Below are 15,446 nucleotides of genomic sequence, written 5' to 3'. Positions count from 1 at the left end.
CGTGAGCGAGCGGGAAGCGCTGGTCAGGCTGACCGGCATTGTCAAGCGGTATGGAACGTTCACCGCGAACGACCAGATCGACGTGGCCGTCCGTGCCGGTACCGTCCACGCGATCGTGGGCGAAAACGGCGCGGGCAAATCTACGCTGATGAAGGTTCTCGCCGGCGACGTCCGCGCCGATGAGGGAACCATCGAGGTGGACGGTCAGCCACAAAACTTCCGTTCCCCTCGGGATGCTCAGCGTGTGGGCATCGGTATCGTGCACCAGCACTTCCTGCTCGCCGACGCGCTCCGCGTCTGGGAGAACGTTGTCCTGGCCGATGAGCCCGGTACGCCCTGGCGCCTCGACTCGGCAACCGCCCGGCAGCGTGTGGCACGCCTGGCCGAGGACAACAACTTCCAGATCGATATCGACGCGCCCCTGCACGATCTGGGTGTGGGCGATCGGCAGCGCGTCGAAATCCTCAAGGTGCTCTACCGTGAGGCGCGCGTGATCATCCTCGACGAGCCCACAGCGGTGCTGGTGCCCAGCGAGGCGGCGGCGCTCTTTCGCTCGATTCGGGCGCTCACGGCACGGGGTGCGGCCGTCATCTTCATCTCCCATAAGCTCGATGAGGTCCTTGCCTTTGCCGATGAAATTACCGTGATCCGCGGCGGTCGAGTGGTCGGATACACGACCCCCGCCGAAACGTCACCGCGGCAGCTTGCCGCGCTGATGGTCGAGGTGGATATGCCCATCGTGGCCCCACGCGACATTCCCGTGGGGGATGACGTGGTCCTCGAAACTCGCGGCCTCACCGTGGGCACGGCCGGCGAACGTCCGCTGCTTGACGAGGTCTCCCTGCGGGTGCACTCGGGCGAGATTGTGGGTATCGCCGGGGTGGAGGGCAACGGTCAGTCCGAGCTGCTCGCCGCCCTGCTGGGCCGGGTCGACTACGCGGGCAGCGTGGTGGTTGGTGGGCGTACCATCGACGATCTGGGAACCAAGGATCGTCGCGATCTGGGGATGGGATACATCCCCGAGGATCGTCATCGTGACGGTCTCGTGCTCGACTTTTCACTCGCCGAGAACGCCGCGCTCGGCTACCAGCAGCGGGCACCTCTGCGGCGCGGCTGGTGGTTTAGCCGAGCATCGGCGACCCGGGTGGCCCGGGACATCATTACCCGGTTCGATGTGCGCGGCGGCGGCCCCACCGCAACTGCCGCATCCCTCTCCGGGGGTAACCAGCAAAAGTTCATTATCGGGCGCGAGCTCGGATCCCACCCCACGGTGCTGGTGGCCGCCCACCCCACCCGCGGTGTGGATATTGGCGCGCAGAGCGCCGTCTGGGCCGAGCTGGTGTCCGCGCGTGATGCCGGGCTGGGAACCCTCCTGGTCTCGGCCGATCTCGATGAGCTACTCGCGCTGAGTGACCGCCTGCTGGTGATGTACGGCGGACGCGTGGTCGCCGAGCTTGATCCACGACACGTCACCGCCACACAAATCGGAGAACACATGACGGGAACACACGGCCGATGATGCGTAGGATCCTTGTCACCGCGGCGGGGCCGATCGTCTCGATCCTGCTTGCACTCGGTGTCACCGCCCTCTTCCTGACTGCCGGCGGCTACAGCGCTTCCTCGGCCTTCGAGGTGATGTGGAACTACGGTATTGAGCCGGCGTCCCTCGTCTCGAGCCTGAATAACGCCGTGCCCCTCTACCTCGCTGCCGTAGCCGGCGCCTTTGCCGTGCGCATGGGACTCTTCAATATCGGTGTCGACGGTCAGTATCGGATGGCCGCCCTGGCCGGTGCCGTCGCCGCCGCCTCGCTGCCCTTTCCGCTGGCGATACGGCTTCCCCTCACCCTGCTCATCTCCTGCGTGATTGGTGCGATCTGGGCACTGATCCCCGCGCTGTTGAAGATCTACCGGGGCGTGAACGAGGTGATCACCTCGATCCTGCTCAACGCCATCGCCACCACGATCATCGCCGTCCTCCTCAGCCACGTGTTCCGCTCCGGCGGAGGGCAGAACACCGGCACCCGGATCATCGACCAGGGCGGCCTGATGCCCGACCTGGTCGACCTGGGACTGGGAAACCAGACCTCGATTTCCGCGTTTGTGATCGTGGCCCTGGTCGTGGGAATTCTGTACTACCTCGTCATCGATCGCAGCGTGTTTGGCTACTCGCTGCGGGTCGCGGCACGGTCCCCCGAGGCCGCCGAATCCGCGGGGATCAGCGTCAATCGCAAGATCGTCCAGGCGATGCTGATCAGCGGCGCGATCGCCGGGCTTGTGGGGCTCCCCCATATCCTCTCCGTTGCCGGCCGCTTTGACGGCACCCTTCCCGGGGACCTCATGTTCACCGGGCTCGCCGCCACGCTGCTGGGCCGTCAGCACCCGATCGGGATGGCGCTCGGTGCCTTCGTGCTCGCGTTTGTTGAGCGCAGCGCCCAGGTGCTGGGACTCGTCCAGCTGCCCACCGAGGTGGGCCAGGTGTTCCTGGCCGTGGTCCTGCTGAGCTCGGCCGTTGGCTACTGGCTGACCGAGCGGGCCGATCAGCGCATCGCGCTGTGGCAGGCAGTGAAGCGCAGAATCCCGACCGCGGCACGCGAAGGAGTTACACGATGAGTATCGACATCGAACGGGTCGACTCCCCGAACCTGGCCATTGCCCCCTCGGCGCGGACGCGACTGTCCACGCACCGCGTGCGCCAGGTGCTCAGCTGGGTACTGTTTGGCCTGGGACTACTCATCCTGGCGCGCTACCTGGCGGATGCCCCGGGCATCACCGCCTCCTCAACCTGGGGGTCGGCGCTTCGTCTGACCGTCCCCATCGCCGTGGTGGCCATGGGCGGGCTGTTCTCCGAACGCTCGGGCGTGATCAACGTGGGTCTTGAAGGCATGATGATCGGCGGCACCTGGATGGCCGGGCTCTTCGGTGCCCTGGCCGGCCCCTGGGCCGCACTGCTCGGCGGCATAATCGGCGGACTCATCTTCGGGGTGCTGATGGCGGTGCTGTGTATCGAGATGGGAATCAACCAGCTCATCGTGGGTGTCTCGATCAACGTCATCGCGGCCGCGGTTGCCCGCTTTGCCAGCGATATCGTGTTCACCCAGATGGACGGCGGGAGCGTCGCGCGTTCCCCGCGCATCGGTGCCGACGTCCCCCACGTATCCGTCCCGTTCCTGTCGGGAGGTCTGGGTACCCCCGACCTCGCGCAGTCGATGGAGTCCAGTGGCGTTCCCGTCCTGTCGCAGATCGGCGGCGTGCTGGGTGGTCTCACCCGTGACGTATCCGTTGCCGCGCTGATCGGGCTGGCGCTGATCCCCATCACCGCGTGGATTCTCTGGAAGACCCCGTTTGGTCTGCGCTGGCGTTCGGCCGGCGAGGAACCGCTGGCCCTGCAGGCCCTGGGCGGTAGCGTCCACGGCACCCGCTGGGCGAGTGTCCTAGCCGGGAGCGCGCTGGCGGGTTTTGCGGGTGGCTATCTCACCCTCATCTCCCAGGGCTATATCGAGAATCAGACGGCGGGAACCGGTTTTATCGGCCTGGCCACCCTGATCTTCGGCAACTGGATGCCCTCCGGGGTGTTCTACGGCTCGGCGCTGTTTGGTTTCAGTGATGCCGTGGGCCTCGGCCGCCCGGAAACCCTGCGCGCGCTGGTCTTCCTCCTGGCCATCGTCTTCACGCTGCTCGGGGTGCGCAGGCTCACCCGGGTGGGCGATGCTCGCCGCGTGCGCGCCGGTCTTCCCTCGCTGATCCTCGGGGTGATCCTGTTGATCGTATTTGTCCTGGTGCCTCTCCCCACCGAACTCTCCAGCGCGGCCCCGTACCTGGTGACCCTCGCCGTCCTGGTGGTGGCGGGCAGCCGGATGCGCCCACCGGCCGCGCTGGGAAAGCTGGTAGCCCGGCGCACCCGACGCGGCTAGTTCCTCCCCTTCGATCCAAGGATAACTGTGCTCAACTCCACATCTCTCCCCACCGTCCTTGAGGGCATCGACGTCTGGGATGGCATCAGCCATCTCGGGTCCACCGATCTCCACTGGGAATTCACCTCGGCGGACGCCGTCATCTCGCGGGTAACCCCCACCGACACCCCGGCCCGGGGCGGTCTCACGCTGATCCCCGGGCTCATCGACACCCACGTTCACCTGATCGGCAACGCTTCCGGGGCCCCGTCCGACTTCCTCACCTGGCCCCTGGTCACCCGACCCGAGGAGCAGGTGCTGCACGGGCTCGCCCATGCCCAGCAGGCCCTCGCGGTGGGTGTCACCACGCTGCGCGATCTCTCGGCCGATGACGTGCAGTTCTCGCTCGGCCGGGGGATCAATAAGGGTCTGATCGCGGGCCCACGCATCTTTGCCCACGGCATGGTCAGCATGACCGGAGGCCACGGGGACATGTTTGTGCCGCCCGGGGTGGACCCGAGCCTGCGCCGCCCGACCGCCGATGGGCCAGATGCATGCCGCAGCCTCGTGCGAACCTGGGCTCGAGCGGGCGCCACCGGAATCAAGATCGCCACCAGTGGCGGTCTCCTCTCGGACGGCGATAAGCCCTCCTGGCGCAACCACACCCGGGCCGAGATCGACGCCATTATCGACGAGGCCCACGCCCTGGGCATGTTGGTGGCCGCTCATGCCCACACCCGCGAGGGCATCCGGATCGCGATCGAGGCGGGTGCCGACTCGATCGAGCACGCCACGGATATGACCGAGGACCTCGCCCACGCCATTGCCGCCGCCGGTACCCCGATCGCCCCGACCCTCCTGATCAACGACGCGATCGCCACGCGTCGAGTCCCGGTCTCCGAAGACCAGGCCGAGGCTGCAGCCACCCTGGTTCACTCGCGCGATGCACAGTTTGCGGTGGCAGCCGAGGCCGGGGTGAACTTCGTCCTGGGCACAGACGCCAACGGGTTCCACGTGGGCTTTGGCGATCAGCTGGCCGAGGTGCGCAAGATGGCCGAGGTATTCGGGTGGAGCGCCGAACGTGCCCTGCAATCGGCCACCTCGCGTGCGGCCGCCGCGATCGGGCGTGCCGATGCTCTGGGACGGATCATCCCGGGGGCCGCGGCCGACTTTGTCATTGTGCGCGGACGCCCCTGGGAGGACATCTCCGACCTCGACACCGCCCGCATCGTGACCGTCGTCTCACGCGGTCGCGTGGTGTCCGGGGAGCTTCCCCGCTAGGTCACACCGAATGCCAGAATGCCCCGCCACTCCCCCGAGTGTGCGGGGTTTTCTCGTTCCCCGGAAATGTCATATTTCCTGCTAGCTGGAACATCGATTTAACAATTGAGAAATCGGCGGGCAATACGCGCTGCCCAGGATGAGAACTGTACCTGTCACATGACAGGTATTAGGTCCTTGTTTTGGGAAGGCCGTACCCATGAGCATCACCGATTCCCCCGCCCCCTACCGCCAGGAGCTGCGCCGCGGCGTGGGCCACTTCTCCTCGTTTGCCGCGGGATTCTCGTTTGTTTCGATCCTGACCACCGTGTTTCAGCTCTTCGGACTGGGCTTCGGATTCGGCGGGGCAGCGTTCTTCTGGACCTGGCCGCTGGTGTTTGCCGGGCAGCTCCTGGTCGCGCTGAACTTCGCCCAGCTTGCCGCCCGCTGGCCGATCTCCGGGGCGATCTTCCAGTGGTCCAGCCGGCTCGCGGGCACCACGTTTGGCTGGTTTACCGGCTGGGTCATGATCATCGCGCAGACCCTGACCGTGGCCGTGGCCGCAATCGCCGTGCAAGCGGTGCTCCCCTCGATCTGGGACGGCTTCCAAATCATCGGCGGCCCCGGCGCCGACCCCTCGCTCACCTCGGATACCGGCGCCCAGAACGCGGTCCTGCTGGGGGTGATCCTGCTGGTCATCACGACCGTCGTCAACATTCTGAGTGTGCGCATCATGGCCTTCGCCACCAGCGTCGGCGTGATCGTGGAGACCATCGGGCTGATTCTTGTGGTGGCCGCCCTGTTCCTGCTGCCCGCCCGCAGCCCCGCCGTGGTCTTCACCACCGAGGGGGCCGCGCCCTCGGACTCCCCCTATATCTGGGCGTTTCTGGCCTCCTCGCTGATGGCCGCCTACGTTCTGGTGGGCTTTGACTCCGCCGGGGAGCTCGCCGAGGAAACCCATGCGCCCCGCAAGACCATCGCCAAAACCATCATCAACGCGGTGGTGGTCTCGGGACTCGGCGGTGCGCTGCTGATCATCGCGACCCTGGTGGCCGCCCCGAGTCTGTCGGACGGGAAGCTCGCCGCCGGAGGGATCGCCTACGTGGTGACCGAACGACTCGGACCGGTGTTTGGCCGCCTGCTCCTGGTCGCCGTCGCGGTCGCGGTTTTTGCGTGCACCCTCGCCGTGCAGACCTCCGGCTCACGGATGATCTACTCGATGGCCCGCGAACGGGCACTCCCCTTCTGGCGCACGCTGGCCCGGGTCTCCCCGCGCACCGGGACCCCGATCGCCACCAGCATCGTGATCGGGGTGGGTGCGGCCCTGGCCCTCGCGGTGAACTTCGGACACAATGCGATCTTCACCGCGCTATCCAGCCTCTGCATCGCGATGCTCTATCTCGCCTACCTCGGCGTGACCGTCCCCCTCATGTTCGCCCGCCTGCGTGCCCCGCGGGACTGGCACTCGGGTGGGATCAACGAGGACGGCAAGCCGCTGTTTGCGCTGGGACGCTGGGGACTCCCCCTCAACGTGCTGGCGGTGCTCTACCAGATTGCGATGGTGATCAACCTCGCCTGGCCGCGCCCGGAAATCTACGACCTCACCGGGGAGACCTGGTGGTTGCAGTGGAGCGCGCTGCTGTTTATCGGGGCGACGCTGCTGGTGGGGGTGCTGGTACACCGGCGTAATCATGCGCGTGACGGGGCCATCCGGCTCGGTCATCTGCCCACCACCGCCGAAATCAACCTCGGCGAACTGACCCTGGCGGTCGCGAAAACCCCGCCAGCTCCGACGGCTTCGGCGCCGACCACCTCACCGGCCGCCTCGGCACCCACTCAGGCCTAGCCGCCCACCTCAGAAAGTGACGGATTCATGACCTCTCTCGCCACCCAACACCCAACCGATCACGTGCATAACGCCCGCTCCGATGCCCGGTCCCGGGCAGCGCTTAGCTCCCCCTTTATGCCGTATCGCCCGGCGGCCTCCTCCCCGTTTATCCCGACCGACGTGGATCCCGCGGCCCTCACCTGGGCCGAGACCGTGGCACCCGGCGGATACACGCACCGGGTGCTGGCCCGCGGGACCCGGATTCGGTTCGAGGATCCCACCGGTTCCGCCTGCGCCCACCTGCTGCTCTTCAACGCCGCCGCCCCCGGCGAGCGCCTCAACACCGCCGACACCGTGAAGATCCCCTGGCAGGCGTATCTGGGGACCGATCATCCGCTGCTCTCCGGGGACGGCCGCGTGCTCGCGACCATCGCCGCCGACACCTCGGGCCACCACGACGCCTTCTGCGGCACCACCACCGACGCGGCCACCCTCCGGAAATACGGTGGCTCGGCCGCCGAGGGTCCCACGCCCTCGGGCCGCTCGCGCTTCCTGCTGGCCGCCGCCAAGCACGGCCTCGATGCCCGGGATCTGCCGCCCTCGGTCTCGCTGTTTCAGGGGGTGCGAATCGACGAGGATGGGGCGCTGAGGTTCGTCGGGAGCGCCGGAGCGGGGACCCAGGTGGACCTGATCGCCGAAATGCCGCTGCTGATCCTGGTAGCAAATGTGCCGCATCCGCTGGACCCGTCCCCCGACTATGCGGTCGGGCCGCTGCGTATCCACGCGTGGCGCGGCGACCCCACCGGCCCCGACGATGAGCGGTTCACCCGCACGCCCGAACTCACCCGGGCCTACCTCAACACGATCGACTACGCACAGGCACGAGGACTCTGACCATGACACCGACTCCCCTCACGATTCCGGACGCCGCGGTTCCGGGCACCACACCACCGGCGGCCGTCACTCCTCCGGCCTCCACCGTTCCGGTCGGTGCGATCTTCGCGCCCGAAACCGTCCTCGATCCCTCGGGTCCCCTCGCGGAGGGCCCCACCGTGCTGGATGACACGGTCGCCCCGCTCGGCCCCTGGTCGGGCATCGTTCGGGCCGGACAGACCCTCACCATCGTGGATGTCGGAGGCAACCAGTCGGCGGACTTCCTGGTCTACAACGCCAACAACACCGCCGAACGCTACTCGGTCCCCGACACCCTCGCCGCCGCCGGAAACGCCTACCTGCGCACCGGTTCGTCACTGTACTCCAACGAGGGCCGGGTGTTGATGCGGGTGGTGGGCAACGAGATCGACCGTCAGGACACCATCGGCGGTGCCTGCTCCAAGGAGTCCAACACACTGCGCTACGGCTTCCACACCGAGTACCAGCACGCGTGCCGGGAAAACTTCCTCACCGAGGGGGCCCGGTACGGGCTCGGGGTGCGCGATCTGGTGTCCAACATCAACTGGTTTATGAACGTCCCGGTCGAGGCCGACGGTGCGCTGGGAATCGTGGACGGGATCTCCGCCCCGGGCAAGCGGGTGGCGCTCTACGCCGAGATCGACGTGCTGGTGATCGTCTCCAACTGCCCCCAGATGAACAACCCCTGTAACGACTTCAACTGCACCCCCCTGCGCATGATCATCACCGACACCCAGACCGAAACGGACCCCGCATGAGCGCCGCCTTTGACACCGTCCTGATTGCCAACCGCGGCGAGATCGCCCGCCGGATCATCCGCTCGGCCCGGGCGCTGGGCCTGCGCACGGTCGCGGTCTACTCCGACGCCGACCGGGCGGCACCCCACGTCCGCGAGGCCGATGAGGCCGTCTATCTGGGGGCGGCACCGGCCAAGGACTCCTACCTCAACATCGAGAAGATCCTCGACGCGTGCCGAGAGCTCGGGGTCGGGGCCGTGCATCCCGGCTACGGATTCCTCTCCGAAAACCTGGAGTTTGCCCGTCGTCTGGAGGAGGCGGGCATACAGTTCATCGGCCCGAGCGCCGACCACATCGCCGCGTTCGGGGAAAAGCACACGGCCCGCGAGCTGGCCCGGCACGCCGGGGTGCCGATGCTGCCCGGCAGCGGCCTGCTCGCCTCGGCGGAGGAGGCGGTCGAGTGGGCCGAGCGGGTGGGCCTGCCGGTCATGGTGAAGGCCACCGGCGGAGGCGGCGGCATCGGGATGCAGGCGTGTACCACCCCCGCGGAGGTGCGCGAGGCCTTCGCCAGCGTGGCCCGGCTGGGAGAGAAGAATTTCGGGTCGGCCGGGGTGTTCCTGGAGCGTCTGGTCCGTCCCGCCCGCCACGTCGAGGTGCAGCTCTTTGGCGACGGGGAAGGACGGGTGGCCGTGATCGGCGACCGCGACTGCTCCCTGCAGCGCCGCAATCAGAAGGTCATCGAGGAAGCTCCGGCCCCCGCGCTGCCGGACCACGTGCGTACCCTGCTCCACGAGTCGGCGCGGGCCCTGGCCGAGTCGGTGTCCTACCGGTCCGCGGGCACCGTCGAGTTCATCTACGATCCGATTCGCGAGGAGATCGCCTTCCTCGAGGTGAACACCCGGCTGCAGGTTGAGCACCCGGTCACCGAGGAGGTGTTCGGGGTGGACCTGGTGGCGATGATGCTGGCCCTCGCCCGGGATGGCGCGGACGCGTGCGCCCCCGAGATCTTCGAGCGCGCGTTTGTGCCGCACGGATTCGCGGTGGAGGCCCGCGTCTACGCCGAGGACACCGCGCAGAACGGCCTGCCCAGTTCGGGCCTGGTGACCCAGGCGGTCTTCCCCGGCTTCGGGACCGATCCGCTGGCCGGGGTGCGGGTCGACGGGTGGATCGAGACCGGGCTGGAGGTGTCCCCCTACTACGACCCGATGCTCGCCAAGGTAATCGCCGCCGGCCCCACCCGCGAGGCGGCGCTCGATCTGCTGCGCGAGGGGTTGGAGGCCAGCCGCATCGACGGCGTCGTAACCAACCTGGGGCTGCTGCGCGCACTCACCGACGCGAACTCCCTGCGGGCAGCCACCCACTCCACATCAACGCTGGATGTCACCACCGATCCCGATCCGCGCATCGACGTGGTGGAGGCCGGGGCGATGTCCACGATCCAGGATCTTCCCGGCCGCACCGGTTACTGGCAGATCGGCGTTCCCCCGAGCGGCCCGATGGATTCGGTGTCCCTCACCGAGGCCAACCTCGCGGTGGGCAACCCCGCCGGGGCACCGGCGCTGGAAATCACCGCCACCGGGCCCACCCTGCGCTTTAGCGCCACGATGATCCTCGCGCTCACCGGTGCCCCGGCAACCGCGACCCTCGATGGCGAACCCGTGCCGATGTGGGAGCCCTTCGAGGTCGCGGAGGGCTCGGTGCTGGTGATCGGGGCGCTGAACGGTCCCGGCCAGCGGGCCTACCTCGCGGTTCGGGGTGGATTCGACGTGCCGCTCTACCTGGGCAGCGCCTCGACGTTCACCCTCGGCGGGTTTGGCGGGCACGCGGGCCGGGCGCTGCGTCCGGGCGATGTGCTGCGCCCGGGATCCCCCGACTCCGACGCCGCCCACCCGGCGCTGCCCGCGGGCACCCGGCTCGGCCTGATCGGCGGCCCGACCCCCGCCCACCGACGCCCGGCGATCACCCACACCTGGCAGATCGGCGTGACCGAAGGTCCGCACGGTGCCCCCGAGTTCTTCACCCGGGAAGACATGGACGTGTTCTATGCGACCGACTACGTGGTGCACTTCAACTCGGCCCGCACCGGCGTGCGGTTGGAGGGTCCACGCCCCACCTGGGCCCGCCCCGACGGCGGCGAGGCCGGGCTGCACCCCTCCAACATTCACGACAACCCCTATGCGGTCGGGGCGATCGACTTCACCGGGGACACCCCGATCATCCTGGGTCCCGACGGCCCCAGCCTCGGCGGGTTTGTGTGCCCGGCGGTGGTGGGCAGCGGCGACCTGTGGAAGCTCGGCCAGCTGCGCCCGGGCGACACCATCCGCTTTGTGCCGATCCGGGAATCGGAGGCCGCCGGGCTACTGGAGGCCCGCGCCTCGCTCACCGTGCTGAGCACGGGCGGCGACGGAGATGACGGGGTGATCGGCCGGATGGAGGCCACGACCGAACGACCCTCGGTCACCTACCGTCGGGACGGGGACGACAACCTGCTGGTTGAGTACGGCGACCTGACCCTGGATCTCGGCCTGCGGATGCGGGTGCACGCGCTGATGACCACCCTCAACGAGAACCGGCCGGCGGGGGTGCGCGAGCTCACCCCGGGGATCCGCTCGCTGCAGATCCAGACCGATTCGAGCACCCTCACCGCGAGCGGACTGGCCGGGCTGCTGCGCGAAATCGAATCCGAGATTCCCGAAACCGGCAAGCTCGTGGTGCCCTCGCGGACGGTGCGGTTGCCCCTTTCCTGGGACGACCCCACGGTCAACCTGGCCATCGAACGCTACATGAACGGCGTGCGGAACGACGCCCCGTGGACCCCGTCCAACATCGAGTTCATCCGCCGGATCAACGGCCTGGGCTCGGCGGAGGACGTCTATAAAACCGTGTTCGACGCCACCTACCTGGTGCTCGGACTCGGGGATGTGTACCTCGGCGCACCGGTCGCGACCCCGCTGGATCCCCGCCACCGCCTGGTCACCACCAAGTACAACCCCGCCCGCACCTGGACCGCCGAAAACTCGGTGGGGATCGGCGGCGCCTACATGTGCATCTACGGGCTGGAAGGTCCCGGAGGCTACCAGCTGGTGGGACGCACGGTGCCGATCTGGAGCCGCTACCGGCGCGGCGGTCTGTTCGCCGAAAACCCCTGGGCGCTGCGCTTCTTCGACCGGATCGAATGGTACCCGGTGAGCCCCGAGGAGCTGACCGAGCTGCGCGCCGAAACCGCCGCCGGGCGCGGGCACTTCGAGACCGAGGAGGGCACCTTCGCGATCGCCGATCACGAGCGTTTCCTCGCCGATAACGCACCCTCGATTGCCGAGTTCCGCGCGGTGCAGGCGCGCGCCTTTGCCGAGGAGAAGGAGCGCTGGCACGCCTCGGGCGAGTTTGATGTGCGTCCCGAACCCAAGCCCGCGCCGCCCGCCGATGCGGTGGTTATTCCCGCGGGGGCGACCGCGGTGAGCGCACCGTTCACCTCGACCGTGTGGCAGCTCAACGTGCGTCCCGGACAGCGGGTGCGCACCGGGGACAAGCTGATCGCGTTGGAGGCGATGAAGATGGAATCCGCGGTCCTCGCCCCGATCGACGGCACCGTCGTCGAGATTTATACCGCCCCGAGTGCGCAGGCCACCCCCGGCCAGGTGCTCCTCGCCCTGATGGGAGAACACTGATGTCGTTTTTCACCCCCACCCAGCGCATTCGCCGGGCCTACGCACGCATCGCCGAGGTTGATCGTCCCGAGGTGTGGATCTCGCTGCGCGCCGAGGTCGAGGTCCTGGCCGAGGCCGCCGCGATCGAGGAGCGGTTGAGTGCCGGGGAGCGCCTGCCGCTCGCGGGTCTGGTGGCCGCGGTCAAGGACAACATCGATGTCGCCGGGCTGCCCACCACCGCGGGCTCGGCCAGCTACGCCTACGATCCGGTGGCCGACGCCACCGCCGTGGCGCGACTGCGCGCGGCCGGAGCCATCGTGATCGGCAAAACTAACCTCGACCAGTTTGCCACCGGCCTGGTCGGGACGCGCAGCCCGTTCGGCGCCGTCCGCAATGCCTGGGATCCCACCCGGATTTCGGGCGGATCCAGCTCGGGATCCGCGGTCGCCGTGGCCCTGGGCCTCGTGGATCTGGCTCTCGGGACCGACACCGCCGGATCGGGCCGGGTGCCCGCCGCACTCAACGGGATTATCGGGATCAAGCCGACCCGCGGCCTGATCCCGGCCACCGGGGTGGTGCCCGCGTGCCGCACACTGGACTGCGTCACCGTATTTGCCCGCGACCTGAGCCTCGGATCCACCACCGCCCGGCTGCTCGCAGGCGACGACGGGCTCGATCCGCTGGCACGCTCCGCGGCCGAGGTCGCCGCTTCCGCCGCGGAATCCCGGCTGAGCGCCACCCCGCGGGTCGCGATCCCCACCGCCGAACATCTGGAGGGCATGGCCGCGGGCTGGCGGGAGGCCTTCGGCGACGCCGTCGCCCGGCTCGCCTCTACCGGGGTGGAGATCGTGGAGGTCAACATTGCCCCGCTGCTGGAGGCCGCGGCCCTGCTCTATGAGGGCGCGTTTGTGGCCGAACGTTTCGCGGCGGTGGGGGAACACATCGAGCACAACCGTGAGCTGATCGGCACCGACCTCGATCCCTCGGTCGCCACGATCGTGCTCGGCGGGGCAGAGAAGACCGCGGTGGAGCTGTTCCGGGATCGCGAACGCCTAGACAGCCTGGGCGTTCGGGCGCGCGCCCTGCTTGCCGGAACCGACGCGCTCCTCACCCCGACCACCACCTGGCACCCGACCCTCGCCGAGCTGGCCGAGGACCCGATCGGGGGCAACAGCAGGATGGGCCGCTTCACCAACTTTGCCAACCTCCTGGATATGTCCGCGCTGGCAATCCCCGCCGGGGCCGTGGACGGGCGCCCGTTCGGCGTGATGCTCACGGCACCGGCCTTCCACGATCTCGCGCTGCGCGAGCTGGCCGAACGTTTTGCCGCCCCCACGGTCGAGCTGGTTGTGGTGGGGGCACACCTGAGTGGACAGCCGCTCAACCATCAGCTGATTGCCGCCGGAGGCTCACTGGTCGAGCCGGTCTCGACCGCCCCCGACTACGCGCTGTTTGCCCTGCCGACCACGCCGCCCAAGCCCGGGTTGGTGCGGGTGGCCGAGGGTGGCGCGGCGATTGCCGGGGAGCTCTGGCGGCTGCCGGCGGCCGGATTCGCGACGTTTGTCGCCGCGCTGCCCGCCCCGATGTGTATCGGTCGGGTACGCCTCTCCGATGGTCGCGAGGTGTCCGGGTTCCTCTGCGAGTCCGTCGCGACGCAGGGGGTGCCCGAGATCACTTCTTTCGGAGGCTGGATCGCCTGGCTCACCCGGGGAGCAGAGGCATAGTCACACCCGGCCGGTGGCATGACATTATGGAGATTATGGCTTCATCTTCGACCGCCGCCGGCAGGGCCGGACGCCCGCGCGCCCGGGCGGAGGGCACCGCCTCCACGCTGTCGGCCCGGGAACAGATTCTCGATGCGGCGGCCGCGCTGTTTGTCGAGTCGGGGTTCTCGGGAGCCTCAACCCGGGCGATCGCCGAGCGGGTGGGCATCCGCCAGCAGTCGCTCTACTATCACTTCGCCGGCAAGGACGAGATTCTGGCGGAGCTGCTCAGCGGATCGGTGCGCCCGAGCATCGACTTTATCGAGGACATGCGGACGCGGAGCGTCGGCGGCACAAGCCCGGCCGGCATGCTGTTTGCCCTGGCCACGGTGGACACCCGCACCCTGCGCGCCGCACCCCACAACATCGGCACGCTGTACCTGCTCCCCGAGATTCAGGATCCCCGCTACGAACACTTCCGTGCCCAGAGGGTTCGCCTGCGCGGTATCTACGGCGAGCTGGGCCTCGCCGCGGCGACGCCCGGAGTGGCCGCGGCCCTCGGGGAGGAACGCATCGGGCTGCTCCTCATTCAGCTCGCCGAAACCGTGATCCAGCTGCGCCGTGATCCGAATCCGGGCACCGCCCTGGATGACGAGATGATCGCCACCTCGTGCCTGCGCATCCTGGGCCTCGGCGACCCCGAAATCGCGGCGGCACGGAGCGAGGCTCACGAGATTCTGACCGTGCAGGAGTCCGGGCAGGAACCGGCGTCTCGGTCTTAGGATGCTTGACCTCGATTGCGAGCCCGTTCGAGCATCCACCCCACCCCCAGTCCAGGGGGTTTATAGCGCCGAGAACAATATTTTGGCAAGTTTTTCTCATTTTTTGCCAGTGGATCCTCAGATAACTACTACTATCAATCGGGTGCCAGCGCGACTTCACGCGGGAAGCGCGCTCGGAGCTCTGCCGACGGTGCGGAGCGCATATTAGAAAGATCCACGAATTATGACTCAGGCTCCCGCCCAGGTAGCTGCGCCGGTCCGCGCAAACTTCGACACCAACCGCTCGCTGGTGAAGTACATCTTCATCGGCATTATCACCCTCGGTATCTACACCATCTGGGTGACCGCCCGCGGCGGCGAGGACCTCAACTCCATCGCCGGCCGCTACGATAACAAGCGCTCGATGAACTACTGGCTGCTGGCGCTGCTGATCGGTCCGATCACCCTGGGGATCGCCGCACTGGTGTGGTGGCACAAGACCTCCGACCGGATCGGCAACGAGCAGGCCCGCCGCGGCCTGCCCAAGACCATCTCCGCGGCCGATTTTTGGCTGTGGAGCGTCCTCGGCTCGCTCATCATCGTGGGTCCGTTCATCTTCATCCACAAGTGGCTGACCTCGATGAACGCCCTCTGCGCCGACTACAACGAGCGCGGCTAACCAGCTCGCAAAACATGGCCCCGACAAAC

General features: G+C 68.1%; 11 protein-coding genes. All 11 read left to right on the top strand.

Annotation, left to right across the window (positions count from 1 at the left end; all coding sequences use genetic code 11):
* The first annotated feature begins 1 nt into the window (after position 1).
* The 11 genes from IE92_RS0108990 to IE92_RS0108940 all read left to right on the top strand — a co-directional run bounded on the left by IE92_RS0108990 (position 2) and on the right by IE92_RS0108940 (position 15,417).
* Positions 2–1,519, top strand: a complete 1,518-nt coding sequence (locus tag IE92_RS0108990; protein WP_030148167.1) for an ABC transporter ATP-binding protein — start codon at positions 2–4, stop codon at positions 1,517–1,519.
* Positions 1,516–2,610 (top strand): ABC transporter permease, encoded by a 1,095-nt coding sequence (locus tag IE92_RS0108985; protein WP_081863925.1) that lies wholly within the window; start codon positions 1,516–1,518, stop codon positions 2,608–2,610. Before IE92_RS0108990 ends, IE92_RS0108985 begins: the two co-directional genes overlap by 4 nt.
* A complete protein-coding gene (locus tag IE92_RS0108980; protein ID WP_051701656.1) occupies positions 2,607–3,911 on the top strand; it encodes an ABC transporter permease in 1,305 nt (434 codons plus the stop codon). Before IE92_RS0108985 ends, IE92_RS0108980 begins: the two co-directional genes overlap by 4 nt.
* 27 nt (positions 3,912–3,938) lie before the next feature.
* The gene (locus IE92_RS0108975) at positions 3,939–5,171 is read left to right on the top strand and encodes a metal-dependent hydrolase family protein (RefSeq protein WP_162178500.1); all 1,233 of its coding nucleotides are present in this window, start codon (positions 3,939–3,941) and stop codon (positions 5,169–5,171) included.
* 199 nt (positions 5,172–5,370) lie between these two features.
* Positions 5,371–6,996 (top strand): APC family permease, encoded by a 1,626-nt coding sequence (locus tag IE92_RS0108970; protein WP_081863927.1) that lies wholly within the window; start codon positions 5,371–5,373, stop codon positions 6,994–6,996.
* A 27-nt stretch (positions 6,997–7,023) separates the two neighbouring features.
* Complete coding sequence (locus IE92_RS0108965) at positions 7,024–7,872, top strand: urea amidolyase associated protein UAAP1 (protein WP_030148162.1); 849 nt, start codon at positions 7,024–7,026, stop codon at positions 7,870–7,872.
* Between the two features lie 2 nt (positions 7,873–7,874).
* The gene (locus IE92_RS0108960) at positions 7,875–8,648 is read left to right on the top strand and encodes an urea amidolyase associated protein UAAP2 (RefSeq protein WP_051701657.1); all 774 of its coding nucleotides are present in this window, start codon (positions 7,875–7,877) and stop codon (positions 8,646–8,648) included.
* Positions 8,645–12,295, top strand: a complete 3,651-nt coding sequence (gene uca / locus IE92_RS0108955; RefSeq protein WP_030148160.1) for an urea carboxylase — start codon at positions 8,645–8,647, stop codon at positions 12,293–12,295. Before IE92_RS0108960 ends, uca begins: the two co-directional genes overlap by 4 nt.
* Complete coding sequence (atzF, locus tag IE92_RS0108950; RefSeq protein ID WP_030148159.1) at positions 12,295–13,998, top strand: allophanate hydrolase; 1,704 nt, start codon at positions 12,295–12,297, stop codon at positions 13,996–13,998. Before uca ends, atzF begins: the two co-directional genes overlap by 1 nt.
* A 35-nt stretch (positions 13,999–14,033) precedes the next feature.
* On the top strand, positions 14,034–14,759 hold the full coding sequence (locus IE92_RS0108945; RefSeq protein ID WP_081863928.1) for a TetR/AcrR family transcriptional regulator: 726 nt from the start codon (positions 14,034–14,036) through the stop codon (positions 14,757–14,759).
* 223 nt (positions 14,760–14,982) lie between these two features.
* The gene (locus IE92_RS0108940; RefSeq protein ID WP_051701659.1) at positions 14,983–15,417 is read left to right on the top strand and encodes a DUF4234 domain-containing protein; all 435 of its coding nucleotides are present in this window, start codon (positions 14,983–14,985) and stop codon (positions 15,415–15,417) included.
* Positions 15,418–15,446: the final 29 nt, after the last annotated feature.

It is taken from the genome of Mycetocola saprophilus (genome assembly GCF_000718085.1).
Classification (GTDB): Bacteria; Actinomycetota; Actinomycetes; order Actinomycetales; family Microbacteriaceae; genus Mycetocola; species Mycetocola saprophilus.
Note: the sequence above shows the minus strand (reverse complement) of the source record. Positions and strands in the feature narration are given on the sequence as shown.

Bases quoted from the DNA above. Each gene is read 5' to 3' on its own strand.
- IE92_RS0108985 (WP_081863925.1), top strand. From the start codon at position 1,516: ATGATGCGTAGGATCCTTGTCACCGCGGCGGGGCCGATCGTCTCGATC.
- IE92_RS0108980 (WP_051701656.1), top strand. From the start codon at position 2,607: ATGAGTATCGACATCGAACGGGTCGACTCCCCGAACCTGGCCATTGCC.
- IE92_RS0108970 (WP_081863927.1), top strand. From the start codon at position 5,371: ATGAGCATCACCGATTCCCCCGCCCCCTACCGCCAGGAGCTGCGCCGC.
- IE92_RS0108965 (WP_030148162.1), top strand. From the start codon at position 7,024: ATGACCTCTCTCGCCACCCAACACCCAACCGATCACGTGCATAACGCC.
- IE92_RS0108960 (WP_051701657.1), top strand. From the start codon at position 7,875: ATGACACCGACTCCCCTCACGATTCCGGACGCCGCGGTTCCGGGCACC.
- uca (WP_030148160.1), top strand. From the start codon at position 8,645: ATGAGCGCCGCCTTTGACACCGTCCTGATTGCCAACCGCGGCGAGATC.
- atzF (WP_030148159.1), top strand. From the start codon at position 12,295: ATGTCGTTTTTCACCCCCACCCAGCGCATTCGCCGGGCCTACGCACGC.
- IE92_RS0108945 (WP_081863928.1), top strand. From the start codon at position 14,034: ATGGCTTCATCTTCGACCGCCGCCGGCAGGGCCGGACGCCCGCGCGCC.
- IE92_RS0108940 (WP_051701659.1), top strand. From the start codon at position 14,983: ATGACTCAGGCTCCCGCCCAGGTAGCTGCGCCGGTCCGCGCAAACTTC.